This is a genomic window from Citrobacter tructae, assembly GCF_004684345.1.
Taxonomy (GTDB): Bacteria; Pseudomonadota; Gammaproteobacteria; order Enterobacterales; family Enterobacteriaceae; genus Citrobacter; species Citrobacter tructae.
On record NZ_CP038469.1, the window covers coordinates 837,730 to 856,095 of the forward strand.

Genomic DNA, 18,366 nt, shown 5'->3' on the forward strand with positions numbered 1-18,366 from the left:
CCGGATGGTGATGCAAGAGCATCTTATCCGGCCTACATCTGAAAACGGTAAGCCGGATAACATGATTACGCTGCAGCCACTTTCTCACGTAGTGCACGTTTCTCTTCTGTACTCAAAAACGCCATTTCCAGACCATTGATTTGCGCCTGGCGGATCTGCTCGCGACTCAACCCCGCCGCTGGAGCGGCAATGGTATATTCGTGAATAATGTCCACGCCCTGAACCGCCGGATCGTCGGTATTCAGACTAGCCAGAACGCCATGTTCGAGGAACGTTTTAAGCGGATGTGTTGCCAGCGAAGCGACGGTGCTGGTCTGGATGTTGGACGTCAGGCAGGATTCGATACCAATACGCTGCTCGGCAAGAAAATCCATTAACGCGCGATCTTCGACGGCTTTGACGCCATGACCAATACGTTCAGCCCCCAGTTCTCTGATGGCCTGCCAGATACTTTCAGGGCCTGCTGCTTCACCTGCGTGTACGGTAATGTGCCAACCCGCGTCACGTGCCCGGTTAAAATGTGACAGGAACAGGCTGCCCGGAAAGCCCAGCTCGTCGCCCGCCAGATCCAACGCGGTAATGTGATCGCGATGAGCTAACAGCGCGTCCAGCTCCTGCAGGCAAGCGGCTTCGCCAAAGGTTCGGCTCATGATACCGATTAAGCGGGCTTCGACGCCAAAAGCCTTGCAGCCTTCACGCACGCCAGCAATCACCGCTTCAACCACGCCCGCGACGGGGAGTTGATGAGCCATCGCCATATAGCCCGGTGAAAAGCGCAGTTCAACATAGTGCAGGCCGTTACGGGCAGCATCTTCAATATTCTCAAAGGCCACGCGTCGGCAGGCTTCCAGCGAAGCCAGTACTTTCACGCCCCAGTCGAGCTTTGATAAAAAGCTGACTAAATCCGGCTCTGTCGAGGTGACCTGTACATGGGGTATCAGCGTGTCCAGCGTTTGAGCAGGGAGGGTTAAATTGAACTGACGACCAAGATCGAGAATCGTTTGTGCGCGGATGTTACCATCAAGGTGGCGATGGACGTCTGTTAAGGGAAGGGAAATATCAATCATGATCGCACTCTTTTTGGTAGGTAAAGTGCGCAGTATTATAAGAATAAATCAGGATAAAAATCTATGTTGCGCAATGAATAATTTCATTGCGCAACATACGTTATCGCACTGAACGGATTGCGTTAATCAATCTCTGTACGCCTTTTTCCAGTTTTGCACGCGGGCACCCGGCATTCAGACGGACAAAACCGAGGCCTTCTTCACCATAGGTGTACCCCGGCATGATGGCGACTTTTTGCTGGTGGATGAGTGCATCCTGCAACGCGTGGTCATCAATATTGAGTGCGCGTAAATCAATCCATGCCAGATAAGTAGCCTGCGGGACCTGCCAGTTTAGCTCAGGGAACGCCGTATTGAGCTCATGCGCGATATAATGCAGGTTATCGGTCAAATAGTCGCGTAACTCATCCAGCCACTGTGCGCCCTGCTGATAAGCAGCAATATGTGCGCTAAGTGCCAGTACCGCAGGTGAGGAAAGCCCATCGCGGCCTTTTAACGCACTGAGATAGTCGTTACGACTATGGGCATCTTCAATGATCCCGTAAGCCCCGGTTAATGCCGGAATATTAAAACTTTTGGAACCGGATGTGAGCAGCGCCCAGCTGTCGCGTGCGACGTTACTCCACGGAATGTGCGGCTGTTCTCCCCATACCATATCCATATGAATTTCGTCGGAAATAACCTTCACGCCGTGGCGTTGGCACAGCTCGGCCATTGTTTCCAGCTCACCGCGAGTCCAGACTTTGCCGGTTGGATTCTGTGGGCTGCAGAGCAGAAAAATTTTGCTCTCAGGACGTGAAAGGATCGCTTCCAGCTTCGCCATGTCGCAGTACCACCCGTCCGCACGTTTCTCCAGTTCAACAGGAAGTACTGTTCGTTGGTTGCCCTCGATGGCTTTGTAAAACGCATCATAAGCCGGGGTATGGATAACGACGGCATCACCCGTTGATGACCACTGGCGGATCAACTCCGACACCATATAGATGACTGAGGGGCCGTAAACCACCGATTGCGGATCAATTTGGGTGTTATGGCGGGTCAGGAACCAGTGGCTAATCGCCGCCAAAAACTCATCATTTTTCCAGCGACTGTAGCCTAATACACCGTGTGACAGGCGCTGCGTCAGCGCCTCCAGAATACAAGGTGCAGTGGCAAAATCCATATCTGAGATGGTGAACGGCAGCAGGTCGGCCGAACCAAACCGGTCGGCGACGTAGTCCCACTGGGTGCACCACGTACCGTGTCTGTCCACTTCCGTTGAAAAATCAAACATATCGTTGTCCTTATGCCTGCACGGTATTCATCAGAACCGCCATTTCATCTTTCACCGACTGGACCTGAGGACCAATCACCACCTGCAGATTATGCTGGTTGAGTTGAACGACGCCAATCGCACGATTGTCCTTCAGCGCCTGCACGTTCACAAGCGACATATCCTTCACTGACAGACGCAGACGGGTGATGCAGTTATCCAGACTGACGATGTTCTCTGCACCGCCCAGCGCCGCCAGAATGGCAGGTACGTTATAGCCTGATTTGCCCGGCGTTCCGGCCATGACTTTTTCGATGTTGCTGGCAATTTCGACATCACGACCCGGCGTTTTCAGGTTAAAGCGCGTGATGGCGAAGCGGAAGATGACGTAGTACACCGCGAACCAGATAGCCGCGACGACCGGCACCAGATACCACTTGGTAGACAACCCGTGCAGGATGCCAAACACCACGAAGTCAATCAGGTTGCCATCAGTGTTGCCGATAGTGACGCCAAGCACCGCCATTACGGTGAAGCCAAGCCCGGTCAACAGCGCGTGGATAACATACAGCACCGGCGCCACGAACAGGAACAAGAACTCCAGGGGTTCGGTGGTACCGCCGATCACGCAGGCAATCAGACCAGAGATTAATAACCCTTTAATTTTATGACGATTTTCAGGGCGGGCGCAGTGATACATGGCTAACGCCGCGCCCGGTAAACCGCCGAGGAATGCTGGCATTTTGCCCTGGGACAGGAAACGCGTGGCGCTTTCAGAGAAGCCTTGCGTTGTCGGACAGCTCAGTTGAGCCTGGAAAATAGTCAGCGCGCCGCTCACGCTATGGCCGCAGACTTCCTGCGTGCCGCCAGCTTCAGTAAAACGAATTAATGCCACCAGAATATGGTGCAAACCAAATGGCAGCAGCAGACGCTCGCCGGTACCAAACAGCATCGGGCCAAATTCACCGGCGCTGTTGATGATGCTGCCAAGCCCGGTAATGCCCATGGCAAAGAACGGCCAAATCAGCGGAATGACCAGCCCGACCAGTCCCATCACTACCGACGAGATGATCGGAACAAAGCGGGTACCACCGAAGAACGCCAGCGCATCCGGGAGGCGAATGTTGTGGAAGCGCTCATGTAGCATCCAGACAATGATCCCGGCAATGACCGCACCCAGGATCCCGGTGTCGATCGACTGGATCCCCAGAATATTTTGCACGTTGTTGGCTTTGAGGATCGCCGCATCCGTGGTGGGTAAAATACCTTTGGCCGTTAACCAAAAGTTGACAGCAAGGTTCATGACCGCGTAGCCAACAAACCCGGCAAAGGCCGCAACACCCTTGTTCTCGCGCGCCAGACCAAGGGGTATTGCGATACAAAACATCACCGGCAGAAAGCTAAATGCGAAAGAACCGACTTTACTCATCCAGGTAAAAAGCGCCTGCAGCATCGGATTCCCCAGCGCCGGGATCAACGTAATGACATCATGGCTGCTTAACGAGCTGCCGATCCCCAGCATGATCCCGCAAAACGAGAGCAGGGCCACGGGCAGCATGAAAGTTTTGCCCAATTGCTGGAAAAATTCCCATAACGTTACTTTTGGTGTGGTTCTCGCCGTCATCTAACGACTCCTTGTAAAAATCGACCAACTAATGATGGCGAGAAGATAAAACGTTTTACCTAATTTTAGTGCGTTACAAATCACATTATCGAACGATAATAGTGCGTATAAATATAAACTATTGATAAAACGTTTTATCTGTCACGTTATCAGGGAGCTTTCTGGTTTTATGGCTATAGCCAAAAAAATAACCATCCATGATGTTGCGTTGGCTGCTGGCGTATCGGTCAGTACAGTCTCATTGGTTCTCAGCGGTAAAGGGCGTATCTCTTCCGCCACCGGAGAACGGGTCAATGCTGCCATCGAACAACTGGGATTTGTACGTAACCGCCAGGCGTCGGTGCTGCGTGGCGGGCAGAGTGGGGTCATTGGCTTAATTGTTCGCGACCTCTCAACGCCATTTTATGCTGAACTGACGGCAGGGTTGACGGAAGCCTTAGAAGCTCAGGGGCGGATGGTGTTTTTACTGCATGGCGGTAAGGATGGGGAGCAGTTGGCCCAGCGTTTCTCGATGTTACTCAACCAGGGTGTAGACGGCGTGGTGATCGCCGGAGCGGCGGGCAGCAGCGACGCGTTACGGCAACTGGCCGGTGAAAAAGGGATCCCGGTTGTGTTTGCTTCACGCGCCAGCTATCTGGATGATGCCGACACCGTCAGGCCTGACAATATGCAGGCAGCACAGTTACTGGTCGAGCATCTCGTCGGGCATGGTCATCAGCGAATCGCCTGGCTGGGTGGGCAGAGTTCCTCTCTGACCCGTGCCGAACGCGTGGGTGGATATTGCGCCACGCTGCTCAAATTTGGACTGCCTTTTCATAGCGATTGGGTACTGGAGTGTGCCTCCAGCCAGAAGCAAGCCGCAGAAGCGGTTACGGCACTGTTACGCCATAACCCGACCATCAGCGCGGTAGTGTGCTACAACGAAACCATCGCCGTTGGGGCATGGTTTGGCCTGATGAAAGCAGGGCGTCAGAGCGGTGAAATTGGCGTTGACCGCTATTTTGAACAGCAGATATCACTGGCCGCCTTTGCCGATGTGGCTGAGAGCGCGCTGGATGATTTACCGATAATTTGGGCCAGCACTCCCGCGCGTGAACTAGGGTATACGCTTGCTGAACGTGTACTGCAGCGAATCAGCAATGATGAGGGGCACTCGCGCAATCTGACGCTATCCGCCCGGCTGGTGACTCAGAAGTAATATGCCAGATGTAAAAAAGCCCGATAAATCGCGTTATCGGGCCGTGACTGGCATTATGCAGTAGAGAATTACTGCTGCGGGATGGCCGGGGCATCCGGTTCGGAAAGCGTTGGCATACCAAACATGCCGACAAATTCATCCAGCGGCATTTTTTGGCCGTTGAGCGTCACCTGACCATTAGCATACTGCAGGCTGGAGCCGATGGTGTTGTCCTGTACCGTCGTGATGCGGAACATTTGCCCCATTGCAGCGAGGCCATTGACCTGCTGCTTCGCCATAGCAGCCGCTTCTTCCTGCTGATAGCCTTCCAGTTTGGCAATCTGGGTCATGAACTCAATCGCCATATCCATCGGGATTGCCAGTTTGGCATCCAGCGATTTCACTGCGCGATCCACTTCCTGGACCAGCGTTTTTGGCTCTTCCTGGTTAGCGTTCGGATCTTTCAGGAACAGAGACAGGTTAAAGGTTGTCTCGCCTTTGGCATTCTTCCAGCTCAGCGGTGCTACGGTGATAACCGGCTCACCCTTCATCAGAATTGGCAGGGCGCTGAAGAACGCTTCGGTCACTTTCTGCTGATAGAGCTCAGGGTTTTGCACCACGTCAATCTGCGACATCAGCGCTTTGGTTTGGGCGCTATACTGCTGGCTGAACTGATGTAATGCTTCACCATCAATCTGGCCTACTTTCAGCGTCAGCTTACCGCTACCCAAATCCTGACCCTGCAATTTTAGGCTGTTGAGCGTGTAATCAAGCTGGCTGTTGACGGTTTTCCCATCGTTAACCAGATCGGATTTACCATCGATTCCCATGCCTTCCAGAACGGCTAACTCTTTGCCTTCGACAGAAATAGACAGCTTATCGAGTGACAGTTTCTGATCGCCAATACGTTCACCAAAGCTGGCTATCGAGCTTGAGCCGTCCGTTTTCAGGTTATTAAAGGTAACTTGTACCTTCTGGTCGTACTCGTTAACGGCATTCACCACGCCGCTTTGCGCTTCACCGGTCAGGGAAACCACGTTACCGTCTTTATCGGCGCTGAGCTGGAATTCACCGCCGCTAAAGGCCACTTTCTCATCGCCTTTTTCGTAATTCAGCGGCTTGAGAGAAACATCAGAACGGGTATCTCCGCTATAACCAACGCGGGAATTGATGGTGAAAGGGGATTCTCCCTTGGCAATGTCAAACAGCGGCTTTGTGACGTCATTGTTCACCAGCGTGGTTTTCACGGCGGCCATCGCTGGAATAAGGTTCAATGATTTAAGCTGGGCCAGCGGGAAGGGACCGTGATCGACGGATTCATCCAGAACGATGCTTTGCCCCGATTTCAGCCACGCATTTTCCTGACCAGCGATAGGTTTCACCACCAGTTGCAGTTGGCTGCTGAACACGCCGCGCTGGTAGTTCTGATAACTCAGCTCAATGCCCGACTCAGGCGAAAGGCGTTTGAGCTGTTCGTTTGTTTGCGTCACCACCTCAGCGAGATGGGTTTCCAGTTTCTTCCCCGTGAACCAGGCGCCGCCCGTCCATACGATTCCCAGTGCAACAACCACACCCGCAGCTACCAGCGTTTTTTTCATTTCGATATCCATAAAATAAAACCAGGCGTTTGAAGACGCCTGGAGGAGTGACATGTCTTTAACCTACTACTAGCTTAGCAAGAGTTGTTAAAAATATCAGTATCTTGCTACAGCTTGTTATAAACCCGCGCTAAACGGCCAGTACCACTGACGTTCACTGGCGATTCATTGGCGCTGATAAATGCCGATTCACCCGCTTTCAGTACCAGACGTTGTTCACCCTTGCTCAGCACGGCTTCGCCCTCTACGCAGAACAAAATAGCGGCGCTATGCTGGCTGATGGCGGCTTCACTGGCAGACAGTTCATGCAGGGAGAATGCGAAGTCGTCAACCGGGATTGGGAAATCCAGTTCCCCACCTGTTTTAATAGGGGTCGTCAGCAGTTGATTTGCCGGTTTAGCAACAAACTGTACGTTGGCGACCAGTTCAGGGATATCGATATATTTTGGCGTCAACCCGGCGCGCAGTACGTTATCGGAGTTGGCCATCACCTCGAGTGCCACACCTTGCAGGTAGGCGTGCGGGGTTTCGGCAAACAGGAACATCGCCTCACCTGGATTGAGCTTGACCACATTGAGCAGCAGCGGAGAGAACAAACCGCTATCGTCCGGGTAGACATCCGCTATCAGGCGGATGGTTTGCCACGGCTCGCCCTGCTGACTGTTAAGGGCGGACTTCAGCACTGCCAGCGCGCGGGATTTTTCCTCGCCCTGCATATTCAGCAAGCTGGCGAAGAGGTGGCTCAAACGCTCAGCGTTGGGTTCCTGCAGGAAGTGAGCAATGGCAGGATGTGCGCCAGAAACCGGCTGTAGCAACGCCACAATCTCGGAGAACTCGCGGAACGCATTCATGGCCAGGAAAGGCGTCAGGGCAAACACCAGTTCGGGCTTGTGGTTAGGATCCTTGTAATTACGCTCGGCGGCATCCATCGGGATCCCAGCCGCGTTTTCTTTGGCAAATCCAACCTCAGAATTGTGTTTGTTCGGGTGGACCTGAATCGAAAGGGGCTGCGCGGCGCAGAGCACTTTAAACAGGAAAGGCAGTTCACCAAAGCGTTTTGCCACGGCATCGCCTAACAGTGCGGACTTATCGCGCTCGATAACGTCGCGCAGAGAAACCGTCTGGCCGTCGGCGTTCTGAACCTGAGAACTGCTTTTCGGATGTGCGCCCATCCACAGCTCCGCCATCGGTTGTTGGGTCGGATTTTCAATGCCATAAAGTTCCGTTAACGCAGTTTTACTTCCCCAGGCGTAGTTCTGCACTGAGTTGATGAGTTTTTGCATTATCAAGCCCTGTTTCAATGTGGAATTATCTCTGGCTATTAAACCAAGAAACCCACGGGGAAGTAACCTGCACATGTAAAAAGTCGTACTTGTCTCAGTTTTTGTTAAAAAATTGTGTAGGATATGGTGACTCGCTTTTAATACCCTGAGCAATTCTGGTTGCGCAAAGCTCGTTGCTGCCGCAACCCGACCCGCGACAGGGAAGCAGGGCAATGGAACATCTGCCCAGAGAATAACCAGACAGAGCAGTAAGTGAGAGCACAATGTCAAACAAACCCTTTCATTATCAGCATCCTTTCCCCCTCAAAAAGGATGATACCGAATACTATCTGCTGACCAGCGATCATGTTTCCGTTGCCGAATTTGAAGGGCAGGAAATCATTAAAGTTGATCCACAAGCGTTAACCCTCCTTGCACGTCAGGCCTTCCATGATGCTTCGTTTATGTTGCGTCCAGCGCATCAGCAGCAGGTTGCGGATATTCTTCGTGACCCGGATGCCAGCGAAAACGACAAATATGTGGCCCTGCAATTCCTGCGTAACTCCGACATCGCGGCGAAAGGTGTTTTACCGACCTGTCAGGACACCGGTACGGCCATTATCGTCGGTAAAAAAGGGCAACGAGTCTGGACCGGTGGCGGCGATGAAGCGGCCCTGGCGCGTGGGGTGTATAACACCTATATCGAAGACAACCTGCGCTATTCGCAAAACGCCGCGCTGGATATGTATAACGAGGTGAATACCGGAACTAACCTGCCGGCACAGATAGACCTGTATACCGTGGACGGCGACGAGTACAAATTCCTCTGTATCGCCAAAGGCGGTGGATCGGCGAACAAAACCTATCTGTATCAGGAAACCAAAGCGCTGCTCACGCCGGGCAAATTGAAAAATTATCTGGTCGAGAAAATGCGTACGCTGGGAACCGCGGCCTGTCCGCCGTATCACATTGCTTTTGTGATTGGTGGAACCTCGGCAGAAGCCACGCTGAAAACCGTTAAACTGGCGTCGGCAAAATATTACGATGAATTGCCGACCGAAGGTAACGAGCATGGTCAGGCGTTCCGCGATGTCGAGCTGGAAAAAGAGCTGTTAATTGAAGCACAAAACCTTGGTCTGGGCGCGCAGTTTGGTGGGAAATACTTCGCCCACGATATCCGCGTGATCCGTCTGCCGCGCCACGGCGCATCGTGCCCGGTAGGCATGGGCGTATCCTGTTCTGCGGACCGTAATATCAAAGCCAAGATCAACCGTGATGGAATCTGGATCGAGAGGCTGGAAAATAATCCGGGCAAGTACATCCCGGAAGAATTACGTCAGGCCGGTGAAGGTGAAGCGGTGCGCGTTGATCTCAACCGCCCGATGAAAGAGATTCTGGCTCAGCTGTCGCAGTACCCTGTTTCCACGCGTCTGTCACTGAATGGCACGATCATCGTCGGACGTGATATTGCGCATGCAAAACTGAAAGAGCGTCTGGATAACGGCGAAAGTTTGCCGCAGTATGTCAAAGATCACCCTATCTATTACGCTGGCCCGGCAAAAACTCCGGAAGGTTATGCCTCGGGTTCGCTTGGTCCAACCACCGCCGGACGAATGGATTCGTACGTTGATCAACTGCAGTCTGCGGGCGGGAGTATGATCATGCTGGCAAAAGGCAACCGTAGTCAGCAGGTAACCGACGCCTGTCATAAACATGGCGGTTTCTATCTTGGCAGTATTGGTGGCCCTGCGGCAGTACTGGCTCAGGGCAGTATCAAGAGCCTGGAATGCGTGGAATACCCGGAACTTGGGATGGAAGCCATCTGGAAAATTGAAGTGGAAGATTTCCCGGCATTTATCCTGGTGGATGACAAAGGTAACGATTTCTTCCAGCAGATTCAGACGTCGCAGTGCGCACGCTGCGTTAAGTAACGTCAGCCGCCCTTCGGGGCGGTTTTTTTTTACCGCACGAACCACCAAACGAGGGTTTTATCCTCGTCAATACTCATAAGACCAATGGCAAGTGGGCAATGTCGAAACATAACCTAATCAACTGTTAATAAAAGGAGCAGGTAATGGTAACGGTACGCCGCGAAAATGATTCTATGGGGGCGATTGATGTTCCGGCTGACAAACTCTGGGGCGCACAAACCCAACGATCGCTGGAGCATTTTCGTATCTCGACGGAGAAAATGCCGGTCTCGCTGATCCATGCACTGGCGCTGACAAAACGTGCCGCCGCGAAGGTTAACCAAGACCTGGGACTGCTGGTGGCAGAAAAAGCGAACGCCATCATGCAGGCGGCAGATGAAGTTCTTGCAGATAAACACGCTGATGAGTTTCCGTTGGCTATCTGGCAGACGGGTTCTGGCACGCAAAGCAATATGAACATGAACGAGGTCCTGGCAAACCGGGCTAGCGAGTTACTGGGCGGCGTCCGGGGTATGGATCGAAAAATACATCCGAACGATGATGTCAACAAAAGCCAAAGTTCAAACGATGTTTTCCCCACGGCGATGCACGTTGCCGCGCTGCTGGCGCTACGCAAGTCACTTGTTCCACAACTGACGGTTTTGATAAAAACCCTGAGTGATAAATCCCACGCGTTTGCGGATATCGTCAAAATTGGTCGCACGCATCTGCAGGATGCTACACCGTTGACGTTGGGCCAGGAGATCTCAGGCTGGGTTGCGATGCTGGAACATAACCTGAAGCACATTGAAAACAGCTTGCCGCACGTTGCCGAACTGGCTTTGGGAGGCACTGCCGTCGGTACCGGGCTGAATACACATCCCGAATATGCTCGCCGGGTAGCGGATGAACTAAGGGTGATCACCTGTGCGCCTTTTGTCACCGCCCCCAACAAATTTGAAGCGCTAGCCACCTGCGATGCGCTGGTACACGCCCACGGTGCGCTGAAAGGACTGGCAGCCTCGTTAATGAAAATCGCCAACGATGTGCGCTGGCTGGCGTCTGGTCCACGCTGTGGTATTGGCGAGATAGCGATTCCTGAAAACGAGCCCGGCAGTTCCATCATGCCCGGTAAGGTCAACCCCACGCAATGTGAAGCCTTGACCATGCTGTGCTGTCAGGTGATGGGCAATGATGTCGCCATCAACATTGGCGGGGCGTCAGGGAATTTTGAGCTCAACGTCTACCGACCGATGGTTATCCATAACTTTCTGCAATCGGTCCGCCTGCTGGCCGATGGTATGGAAAGCTTCAATGAGCACTGTGCGACCGGGATTGAGCCGAATCGCGATCGCATCGATCAGTTGCTCAACGAGTCACTGATGCTGGTGACCGCGCTGAATACCCATATCGGGTACGATAAAGCCGCTGAGATCGCCAAAAAGGCCCATAAAGAAGGGTTGACCTTAAAAGCCTCCGCGCTGGCGCTGGGCTATCTTAGTGAAGCTGAATTCGACAGTTGGGTGCGCCCGGAACTGATGGTTGGCAGCATGCGACCAGGAGGTTAATCCGCAACATACAGGTGCAGCCGGGGGATAATCAGTCTTAACGGCTGCGCCTGAGGTTTAAAGCGATGTTGCACGTTGTCGGCATCGTAATTTAATAACTCGCCGATGTCCGGCACGCTCATACCGTTATCGTTATTAATCAGCGCAATCAACGGCGTCGGGCAGGCATATTGCACCTGTTTTTGCTGCCCTTTGTACCAGACACGGGCGATAGGTTGTACTTTCACCGGTCTTTTGATTTTCAGTTTAGCTTGTTGCGGCAGGGCGGCGATGTCCTGATATTCGCGCTCAAGTTTCGCCTGCCACTCTTCACGCGTCCACGGATGCACGCTGCGCGGTGAGGCCAGGCTTTTTTCCAACTGCTCCAGCACCTCATCGCGCTTGAAATTTTTAATAATGTGCTTATTGGCCCAACCGAATCGCAGGGTGGCGGGTTCTTTAACGACCGTTAGTGTGCGGTAGGCGTTGAGAGTGATAAGCCCCGGTAAATGACGATGCACCCATTCGAAACGCGCGGCTGGCGGTAGCCCTGAATCCACTGTCACAATGTGCTCAAAAGTTGTTTTCAGCTGGTTGATACGTTGGATTTGCGCTTCAAGCGTAGCCTGCAAAGCACTATCGACCTGATAGCACAGCACGCCGGGCAGGCGAACGGCGGCTTTGCTGCTGCGGTTCTCGGACTGCTGTTGAATAAACAGGTGGCGGTAGTGGCGCAGCGCCAGACTTTCAGCTTCTTTGCCTAAATGTTGTTTAACGTCGATGGTGTCCAACGGGGCGTGTTCCGACTCTTTTGCGACTTCTGGCAGGGAGAACACGCGGGCAATCAGCAGCGTATGCTGCTGCAGATTTTTCGTAAATTGCGCCAGTTCCTGTTCCATCAGGCGAAAAGTACTGTTCAGACGTTCAACAAGATCGTAACGAGCCATAGGGTTACCATTTTAGTTACAACATACTTTTTTATAGCACAACCAGCACCACCTGACCACCGAGCCGTAGGGGTCAAGCAGCAGAAAATTCGGGAATGTTATGCCAGACAGGCCAGCTAAAGGTGAAGCGCGCGCCGCCCAGTTCGCTTTCGTCACAAACCACCGTGCCGCCCATGGCCAGTGCAATCGAGTGGACGATGGCCAGCCCAAGTCCGCAGCCGCCGGTGGCCCGGTCGCGGCTGGGATCGAGGCGAACAAAGGGTTCGAAAACCTGCGCACGGGCGTCAGGTGCTATGCCGGGGCCATCGTCTTCGACGATCAGCATTGCCTGAGGGCCCTGCATCAGCAGGCTGGCGTGTACGGTAGACTGGCAATAGCGCAGGGCGTTGTTAAGTAAATTATCCAGTACACGCTCCATCAGGCGCATATCCAACGCACCGTAATCACCGGTGGCAAGATGGCGCAGGCACACCGAGCGTTCCGGATTAATACTTTGCACATCTTCCAGGTGGGTGGTAAGCCACGCGGGTAGGTTCGGCACCGTGAGGTTTAACTCATTTTGCGGTCGGTCGAGTCGCGCGTAGGTGAGCAATTCTTCAATAAGCGCTTCCAGTTGACCAATATCGCGATTCAGCGCCTGGGACTCCTGCTCGGTGAGGTTATCGCTCATCTCCAGCCGGTAGCGTAAACGCACCAGCGGTGTGCGCAATTCATGGGCGATACCATCAATAAGCTGTTTTTTGCTGGCGATCAGCGCATTGATATTATCCGCCATCTGGTTAAACGCCACGCCGAGCCGCTCGAAGCTGGAACCGCTGTCAAAATGCAGACGTTCGCTCAGGTGTCCTTCACCAAAACGTTGTGCTGCTGCTTCCAGTCTTAGCATCTCCTGCCAGTGCGGACGCATCCAGATAAGCACCGGGAAGGCCAACGAAATGGCAATAAACGCCATCAGCGCGACGTCCAGTAAGCGCATTTGATGCAGAAAATAGAGATAGGGAACCGGGCCAACGGCAAGGACGTAATGGCTGCGCGGAATACGCTGAATAAAGGTGTACTGATCGTCGAGCGCAACGATATCCCCCTCGCGCAGGCGTTGCTGGGTGGGGGCATCAAGTCGGTATTTATTCAGCGGCTCCACGCGAAGATCAAACGAGAGGTTTAAATCCATCTCTTTCAGCGTCTTACCCCAATCACGTGGTGGGATCTCGCGAAGTTCGCTACGCATCAAATATAAAGAGCTTTTCATTAAGTCATCGAGCGACTGCCTGCCTGCGCGTTCTGCGGTAAATTTGTATACAAGGCCGACCAGCAGGGTCATTACCAGAAAGCAGACGAACAGCAACAAGTAAAACTGCACAAACAGCTTCTTCATAAAAATCACCGGATGGTCAAGGGGTTAGCTAATGCGCTTTTGCAGTTAAGGGAGGATGTCACCCACTGAAGTCGGGGCAGAGGCATTCCTTTCGGATTCCATCAGGCGCACTTAACTCGGTAGAGTACACGGTATATCTTCTTTCTGCATGCTCATGACCCCTTTGGTCGGTTTGCTTGCATGAATAGGGCGTACAGAAAGCGCGACTGCTGAACTATAATATGGTGGGAAGTTGAACAGGCTATGCAAGTGGCGATAACTCTAAAATCTCTCATTACTTCATCGTATTAAATACCTTTTCCCCCATGGACTCTTAATTTTTCACACACAGTGTATGTTGATGATTCCCATTGCCATACGACCACTAATGGTATGATTAAAATGAACAAATTATTTGGTCTTATTGCTTCACTTACCCTTCTGTCTGCTCCTGTTTTTGCCGCGTCGGCACCAGACTGCGTGAAGGTCGATAACGCTCAAATTGAAGCGCTATTTGATAAGTGGAACGCATCGTTGCAAACGGGCAACGCGAAGACGGTTTCGGATAACTATCTTAGCGATGCGGTGTTACTGCCCACGGTATCCAATAAAGCTCGTTTAACAGATGCTGAACGCGTTGATTATTTTGAGCATTTTCTGGCGAAGAAACCCACCGGGAAAATTGATACTCGAACCATTCGTCTTGGTTGCAACAAGGCGATAGATACCGGTACCTACACATTTACCTTCGCGGATAAATCCACCGTTTCAGCTCGATATACTTTCACTTACGCATGGGATGGTAAAGAGTGGAAAATTTCTACTCACCATTCTTCGGCGATGCCTGAGGGGTAAAACAGTGCAGGGGGCGAGAATTCACCGCTCCCTGTTTTTATCAACGATGTGATTTTATTTTATTCTGCATTTTACGAGCTAGTTATCAAAAAATCAGGATAAACGATCTGTTTTCTAACCCCACGTTTGACAATTTCTCGAGGGTTGTATTTTCTAAACCAGCATAAAACTCTGTACAGAGGGAGTATGGCTCTGACCCGTCATCGCTATAATGCTGCACAAATTTCGCTAAACGTTCCCACCGGCGATGCACTCAGGCTGAAGATGGTGGGCAATACTTTGGAAAGCACATGCTCAGTACCTGGCTCAGCCGATGGGGACTCATCCCTGATGGTGTTCCGATTGTTACCCACACGTCACAACTGTTACCCGTGACGACAATTAACGGTGGTAAGAAAGCGCTCCTTAAACTCACGAACGATGATAGTGAGCGAACCGGATGTCAGCTGATGGTCTGGTGGGACGGGAAGGGGGCGGCGAGGGTGTTGGCCCATGAGGATGGGGCGTTACTTTTAGAACGGGCCACCGGGGTGCAATCACTGACTGACATGTCACGGGCGGACCTGGATGTGCAGGCCTGCCGCATCATTTGCCGTACTGCCCGTCAGCTCCATGTTTCGCCAAATGCTTCTGCACCTGCGCTAACGTCGCTTGAGCACTGGTTTTGCGATCTTGCACCGGCAGCGCATATTCATGGCGGCATCCTGTTACGTTGCGCCCGCGCAGCCAAGATGTTGCTCTCCAGCCCGCAAGATGTTGTGGTTCTACATGGTGATTTACATCATGGCAATGTGCTTGATTTTGGTGAGTCGGGATGGCTTGCCATCGATCCTAAAGGGCTCATCGGGGAACGTGGGTTTGATTACGCGAATATCTTTACCAATCCCGATCTTGCTGACCCTGATATTGCCATCGCCATTGATCTACAGAAATTTACCCAGCGCGTCGACATCGTCTCAGAGGCTGCTGGGCTTGAACGCGAACGTCTTTTGCTGTGGATAGCGGCCTGGTGTGGGCTCTCGTCAGCATGGTTTTTGCAAGAAGGAGACAATGCGGCGATAACTCTGCGCGTGGCAGAACTCGCGCTTGCCGAACTGGACTCAGGATCTCTGCAACTTTGATCTACAACACTGGGTTGGTAATTCTAAAACGTTATCATTAGGCAGATAAATATTTGATTCACCAATCAGTAAACGGCAGGTTACGTTGTGTCTTTTATTAAAAAGTTAATGGTTCGAAAACAATGAGTCCGTTGTTTTCAGTATTTAAAAAGCGCCCGGATATTATGCTGCTGGTGGCATTTTTGGTCGGTGCTAATATTGTGGCCTGGTTGTGGGCTTTCACAGCCTTTAGTCAGCATACATCGCTTCTGGCGTTGTGCCTTGTCGCCTGGTGTTACGGTTTTCGCCACGCCGTGGATGCCGATCATATCGCTGCCATCGACAGCGCAACCCGTAAACTGATGCAGCAGAAAAAACGCGCATTGACCACAGGGGCGTGGTTTTCGCTGGGGCATTCCACGATTGTGGTGCTGGCAAGTATTGGCATTGCCCTTACCACCAGCGTGTTTAAACATCATATGGCATGGTTTCAGAATGTCGGGGGCGTGATTGGTACGTCAATTTCTGCCGCGTTCTTGCTTATTCTGGCGACCATCAATCTGATCATCTTCTTTCAGGTATGGAAGGCATTCCGCCAACTGAAGCGCACGGGCACCTACGACGAAACCACGGAAGCAGTCACGGTTTCAGGTCCTTTGAGCTGGTTATTCCGCTCGGCCTTCAGGCTGGTGGGAAAAGACTGGCATATGTATTTTGTCGGTTTTTTGTTTGGACTGGGTTTTGATACCGCCACGGAAATTTCGCTGTTAGGTATTTCTGCTTCAGGAGCATCCAGTGGAATGTCCATCTGGTCCATTCTGGTGTTCCCGACGTTGTTTACCTGCGGTATGGCGCTGATTGATTGCCTCGACAGTATCCTGATGGTCGAGGCCTACGGCTGGGCCTTTAATAAGCCGCAGCGTAAGCTGTATTACAATATGACAATCACTGGAACCTCGGTGATTGTTGCGGTATTTATTGGTGGATTGGAAGCGTTGGGATTACTGTCAGATGCGTTTTCACTTCAGGGGGGAATGTGGGATACGGTGAGCAATTTGAGTGATCACATGGGCAATGTCGGTTTTATGATTATTGCTGTATTTCTCTCCTGCTGGATCCTCTCCGCGTTGAATTACCGCTGGAAAAAGTATGACGGATTGACTTCCAACTAATATTAAAAAGCCTTCCTCAAAGCAGGAAGGCTTTTATCTGACATCGCTTTCAGTGGTTATTCAGCTTCTCTTACTCGCGGTGATTGTTGTTGCCCGGCGGTTTCTTTATGCAAAATTCGGTTAGCCAGCACGCCCGACATCATCGACCCATTCACGTTTAATGCGGTCCTCGCCATATCGACAATCGGCTCAATGGCAATAAAAATCCCCACCAGAGCGACCGGGAAGTTCAGTGTCGAAAGCACGATCAGTGCGGCAAATGTCCCGCCGCCACCGACGCCCGCCACCCCAATCGACCCCAGCGCAATCGCTGGTAGCATCGCCAGCAAAAAGTGTACTGACAGTGGATCAATGCCCATTGTCGGCGCAATCATTGCCACCATAATGGCAGGGTAAATCCCAGCACAGCCATTCTGACCCATACTGGAACCAAATGAGGCCGCGATATTGGCAATGGTATTTTGTACGCCAAATTTTTCCTGCGCGGTAATAGCCAGCGGAATAGATGCCGCACTGCTGCGTGAAACAAACGCAAAGGTTAAAACCGGCCACACGGTTTTAAAATAGCGAACGGGATTGTTTCCGCTCAACAGCAGAATCAGCGCATGCACGATAAACATCATCAGCACGGCAATGTAGCAGGCGGCAATAAAGCCTAACAGGCTGGCAAATTGTTCAAACCGATACGCGGAAAATACGCCAGCCATTAATGCCATCACGCCATAAGGGGTGAGTGCGATAACGATCCTCACCATTTTCATCACCCAAATCTGGATGGCGTTAATGCCCGCGCTTAATTTTTCACCTTCCTGCGGCGCATCTTGTTTCACTTTTAATAATGCCACTCCGGCAAGCAGAGTGAAGATCACAATACCAATAACAGAAACGCTTCTGGCCCCGGTAAGGTCGAGGAAGATATTTGTGGGGATCAACGAGGTGACCAGTTTTGGCAGTGAAACAGCCGCTGTTTTACTCACATCATCAGCCGTCAGCGTTGATTGCATATGGCCAAAGGCGCTGGCGTCGAGACCTAAAATATGGGCAGTCAGCAGGCCAACAAATCCTGCAATCATCACCAGACAGAGCATACATCCCACGATGGTGAGCGACATTTTCCCAATACCGGCGCTGTTTTCGAGCTTATTAATCGCTGAGAGAATAGAGATAAAGATCAGCGGAACCGCTACCAGCTTGAGTAAATTCACATAGCCGTTACCGATGATGTTATACCAGTCGATAACCGTTTTGCTGTTGTCGGCAGCAATAAAATGAAGGGATAAGCCAATAACGGCACCGATAAAAATAGCAATAAAGACGCTTTTGGAAAGGGAGTGACTTTTTTGATCGATTCTGAATACTGCCCATGAACAAACCAAAAATAACGCGATATACGCGGTAGTAACGAACATATTGTAGCCTCTTGCCTCATTCAGCACCTGAAATGCCGGAAAGAGATTTAATTTTGAAATAAACCTATGAGCCATAAGGGCTCAGGACCGGG

14 protein-coding genes are annotated in these 18,366 nt (G+C 51.9%); 6 read left to right on the top strand and 8 right to left on the bottom strand.

The window, feature by feature from the left end; genetic code table 11:
- Positions 1 to 65 precede the first annotated feature (65 nt).
- The 3 genes from add to malX all read right to left on the bottom strand — a co-directional run bounded on the left by add (position 66) and on the right by malX (position 3,943).
- Complete coding sequence (add, locus tag E4Z61_RS04590) at positions 66 to 1,067, bottom strand: adenosine deaminase (RefSeq protein WP_135321734.1); 1,002 nt, start codon at positions 1,065 to 1,067, stop codon at positions 66 to 68.
- 100 nt (positions 1,068 to 1,167) lie between these two features.
- Positions 1,168 to 2,340 carry a MalY/PatB family protein gene (locus tag E4Z61_RS04595; protein ID WP_135321735.1) on the bottom strand — a complete coding sequence of 391 codons (1,173 nt, stop codon included), beginning with the start codon at positions 2,338 to 2,340 and terminating at the stop codon, positions 1,168 to 1,170.
- Between the two features lie 10 nt (positions 2,341 to 2,350).
- A complete protein-coding gene (gene malX / locus E4Z61_RS04600; protein WP_135321736.1) occupies positions 2,351 to 3,943 on the bottom strand; it encodes a maltose/glucose-specific PTS transporter subunit IIBC in 1,593 nt (530 codons plus the stop codon).
- Between the two features lie 169 nt (positions 3,944 to 4,112).
- On the opposite strand from malX, the gene E4Z61_RS04605 reads away from it, so the two are divergent.
- Positions 4,113 to 5,141 carry a Mal regulon transcriptional regulator MalI gene (locus tag E4Z61_RS04605; protein WP_135321737.1) on the top strand — a complete coding sequence of 343 codons (1,029 nt, stop codon included), beginning with the start codon at positions 4,113 to 4,115 and terminating at the stop codon, positions 5,139 to 5,141.
- Positions 5,142 to 5,209: 68 nt separating this feature from the next.
- Here the strand turns inward: E4Z61_RS04605 and E4Z61_RS04610 are convergent, their stop codons facing one another.
- Both E4Z61_RS04610 and manA read right to left on the bottom strand, forming a co-directional pair.
- The gene (locus E4Z61_RS04610) at positions 5,210 to 6,718 is read right to left on the bottom strand and encodes a YdgA family protein (RefSeq protein WP_135321738.1); all 1,509 of its coding nucleotides are present in this window, start codon (positions 6,716 to 6,718) and stop codon (positions 5,210 to 5,212) included.
- Between the two features lie 107 nt (positions 6,719 to 6,825).
- Positions 6,826 to 8,001 carry a mannose-6-phosphate isomerase gene (gene manA / locus E4Z61_RS04615; protein WP_135321739.1) on the bottom strand — a complete coding sequence of 392 codons (1,176 nt, stop codon included), beginning with the start codon at positions 7,999 to 8,001 and terminating at the stop codon, positions 6,826 to 6,828.
- Positions 8,002 to 8,264: 263 nt separating this feature from the next.
- On the opposite strand from manA, the gene fumB reads away from it, so the two are divergent.
- Both fumB and fumC read left to right on the top strand, forming a co-directional pair.
- Positions 8,265 to 9,911 carry a class I fumarate hydratase gene (gene fumB, locus E4Z61_RS04620; RefSeq protein ID WP_135321740.1) on the top strand — a complete coding sequence of 549 codons (1,647 nt, stop codon included), beginning with the start codon at positions 8,265 to 8,267 and terminating at the stop codon, positions 9,909 to 9,911.
- A gap of 143 nt (positions 9,912 to 10,054) precedes the next feature.
- On the top strand, positions 10,055 to 11,458 hold the full coding sequence (gene fumC, locus E4Z61_RS04625; protein ID WP_135321741.1) for a class II fumarate hydratase: 1,404 nt from the start codon (positions 10,055 to 10,057) through the stop codon (positions 11,456 to 11,458).
- On the opposite strand, the gene tus is transcribed toward fumC, so the two are convergent.
- Positions 11,455 to 12,384, bottom strand: a complete 930-nt coding sequence (gene tus, locus E4Z61_RS04630; protein WP_135321742.1) for a DNA replication terminus site-binding protein — start codon at positions 12,382 to 12,384, stop codon at positions 11,455 to 11,457. The two genes, fumC and tus, sit on opposite strands and share 4 nt — an antisense overlap.
- Before the next feature lie 73 nt (positions 12,385 to 12,457).
- Positions 12,458 to 13,759: a two-component system sensor histidine kinase RstB gene (gene rstB / locus E4Z61_RS04635; RefSeq protein WP_135321743.1), complete on the bottom strand. Its 1,302-nt coding sequence runs from the start codon at positions 13,757 to 13,759 to the stop codon at positions 12,458 to 12,460.
- Between the two features lie 381 nt (positions 13,760 to 14,140).
- Between rstB and E4Z61_RS04640 the strand changes: the two genes are divergently transcribed.
- The 3 genes from E4Z61_RS04640 to E4Z61_RS04650 all read left to right on the top strand — a co-directional run bounded on the left by E4Z61_RS04640 (position 14,141) and on the right by E4Z61_RS04650 (position 16,865).
- A complete protein-coding gene (locus E4Z61_RS04640; protein ID WP_205746880.1) occupies positions 14,141 to 14,593 on the top strand; it encodes an SgcJ/EcaC family oxidoreductase in 453 nt (150 codons plus the stop codon).
- Positions 14,594 to 14,883: 290 nt separating this feature from the next.
- A complete protein-coding gene (locus E4Z61_RS04645) occupies positions 14,884 to 15,714 on the top strand; it encodes an aminoglycoside phosphotransferase family protein (RefSeq protein ID WP_135321745.1) in 831 nt (276 codons plus the stop codon).
- Positions 15,715 to 15,836: 122 nt separating this feature from the next.
- Positions 15,837 to 16,865 (top strand): HoxN/HupN/NixA family nickel/cobalt transporter, encoded by a 1,029-nt coding sequence (locus E4Z61_RS04650; RefSeq protein ID WP_135321746.1) that lies wholly within the window; start codon positions 15,837 to 15,839, stop codon positions 16,863 to 16,865.
- 56 nt (positions 16,866 to 16,921) lie between these two features.
- Here E4Z61_RS04650 and E4Z61_RS04655 read toward each other — a convergent pair whose 3' ends face one another.
- A complete protein-coding gene (locus E4Z61_RS04655) occupies positions 16,922 to 18,274 on the bottom strand; it encodes an L-cystine transporter (protein WP_135321747.1) in 1,353 nt (450 codons plus the stop codon).
- Positions 18,275 to 18,366 lie beyond the last annotated feature (92 nt).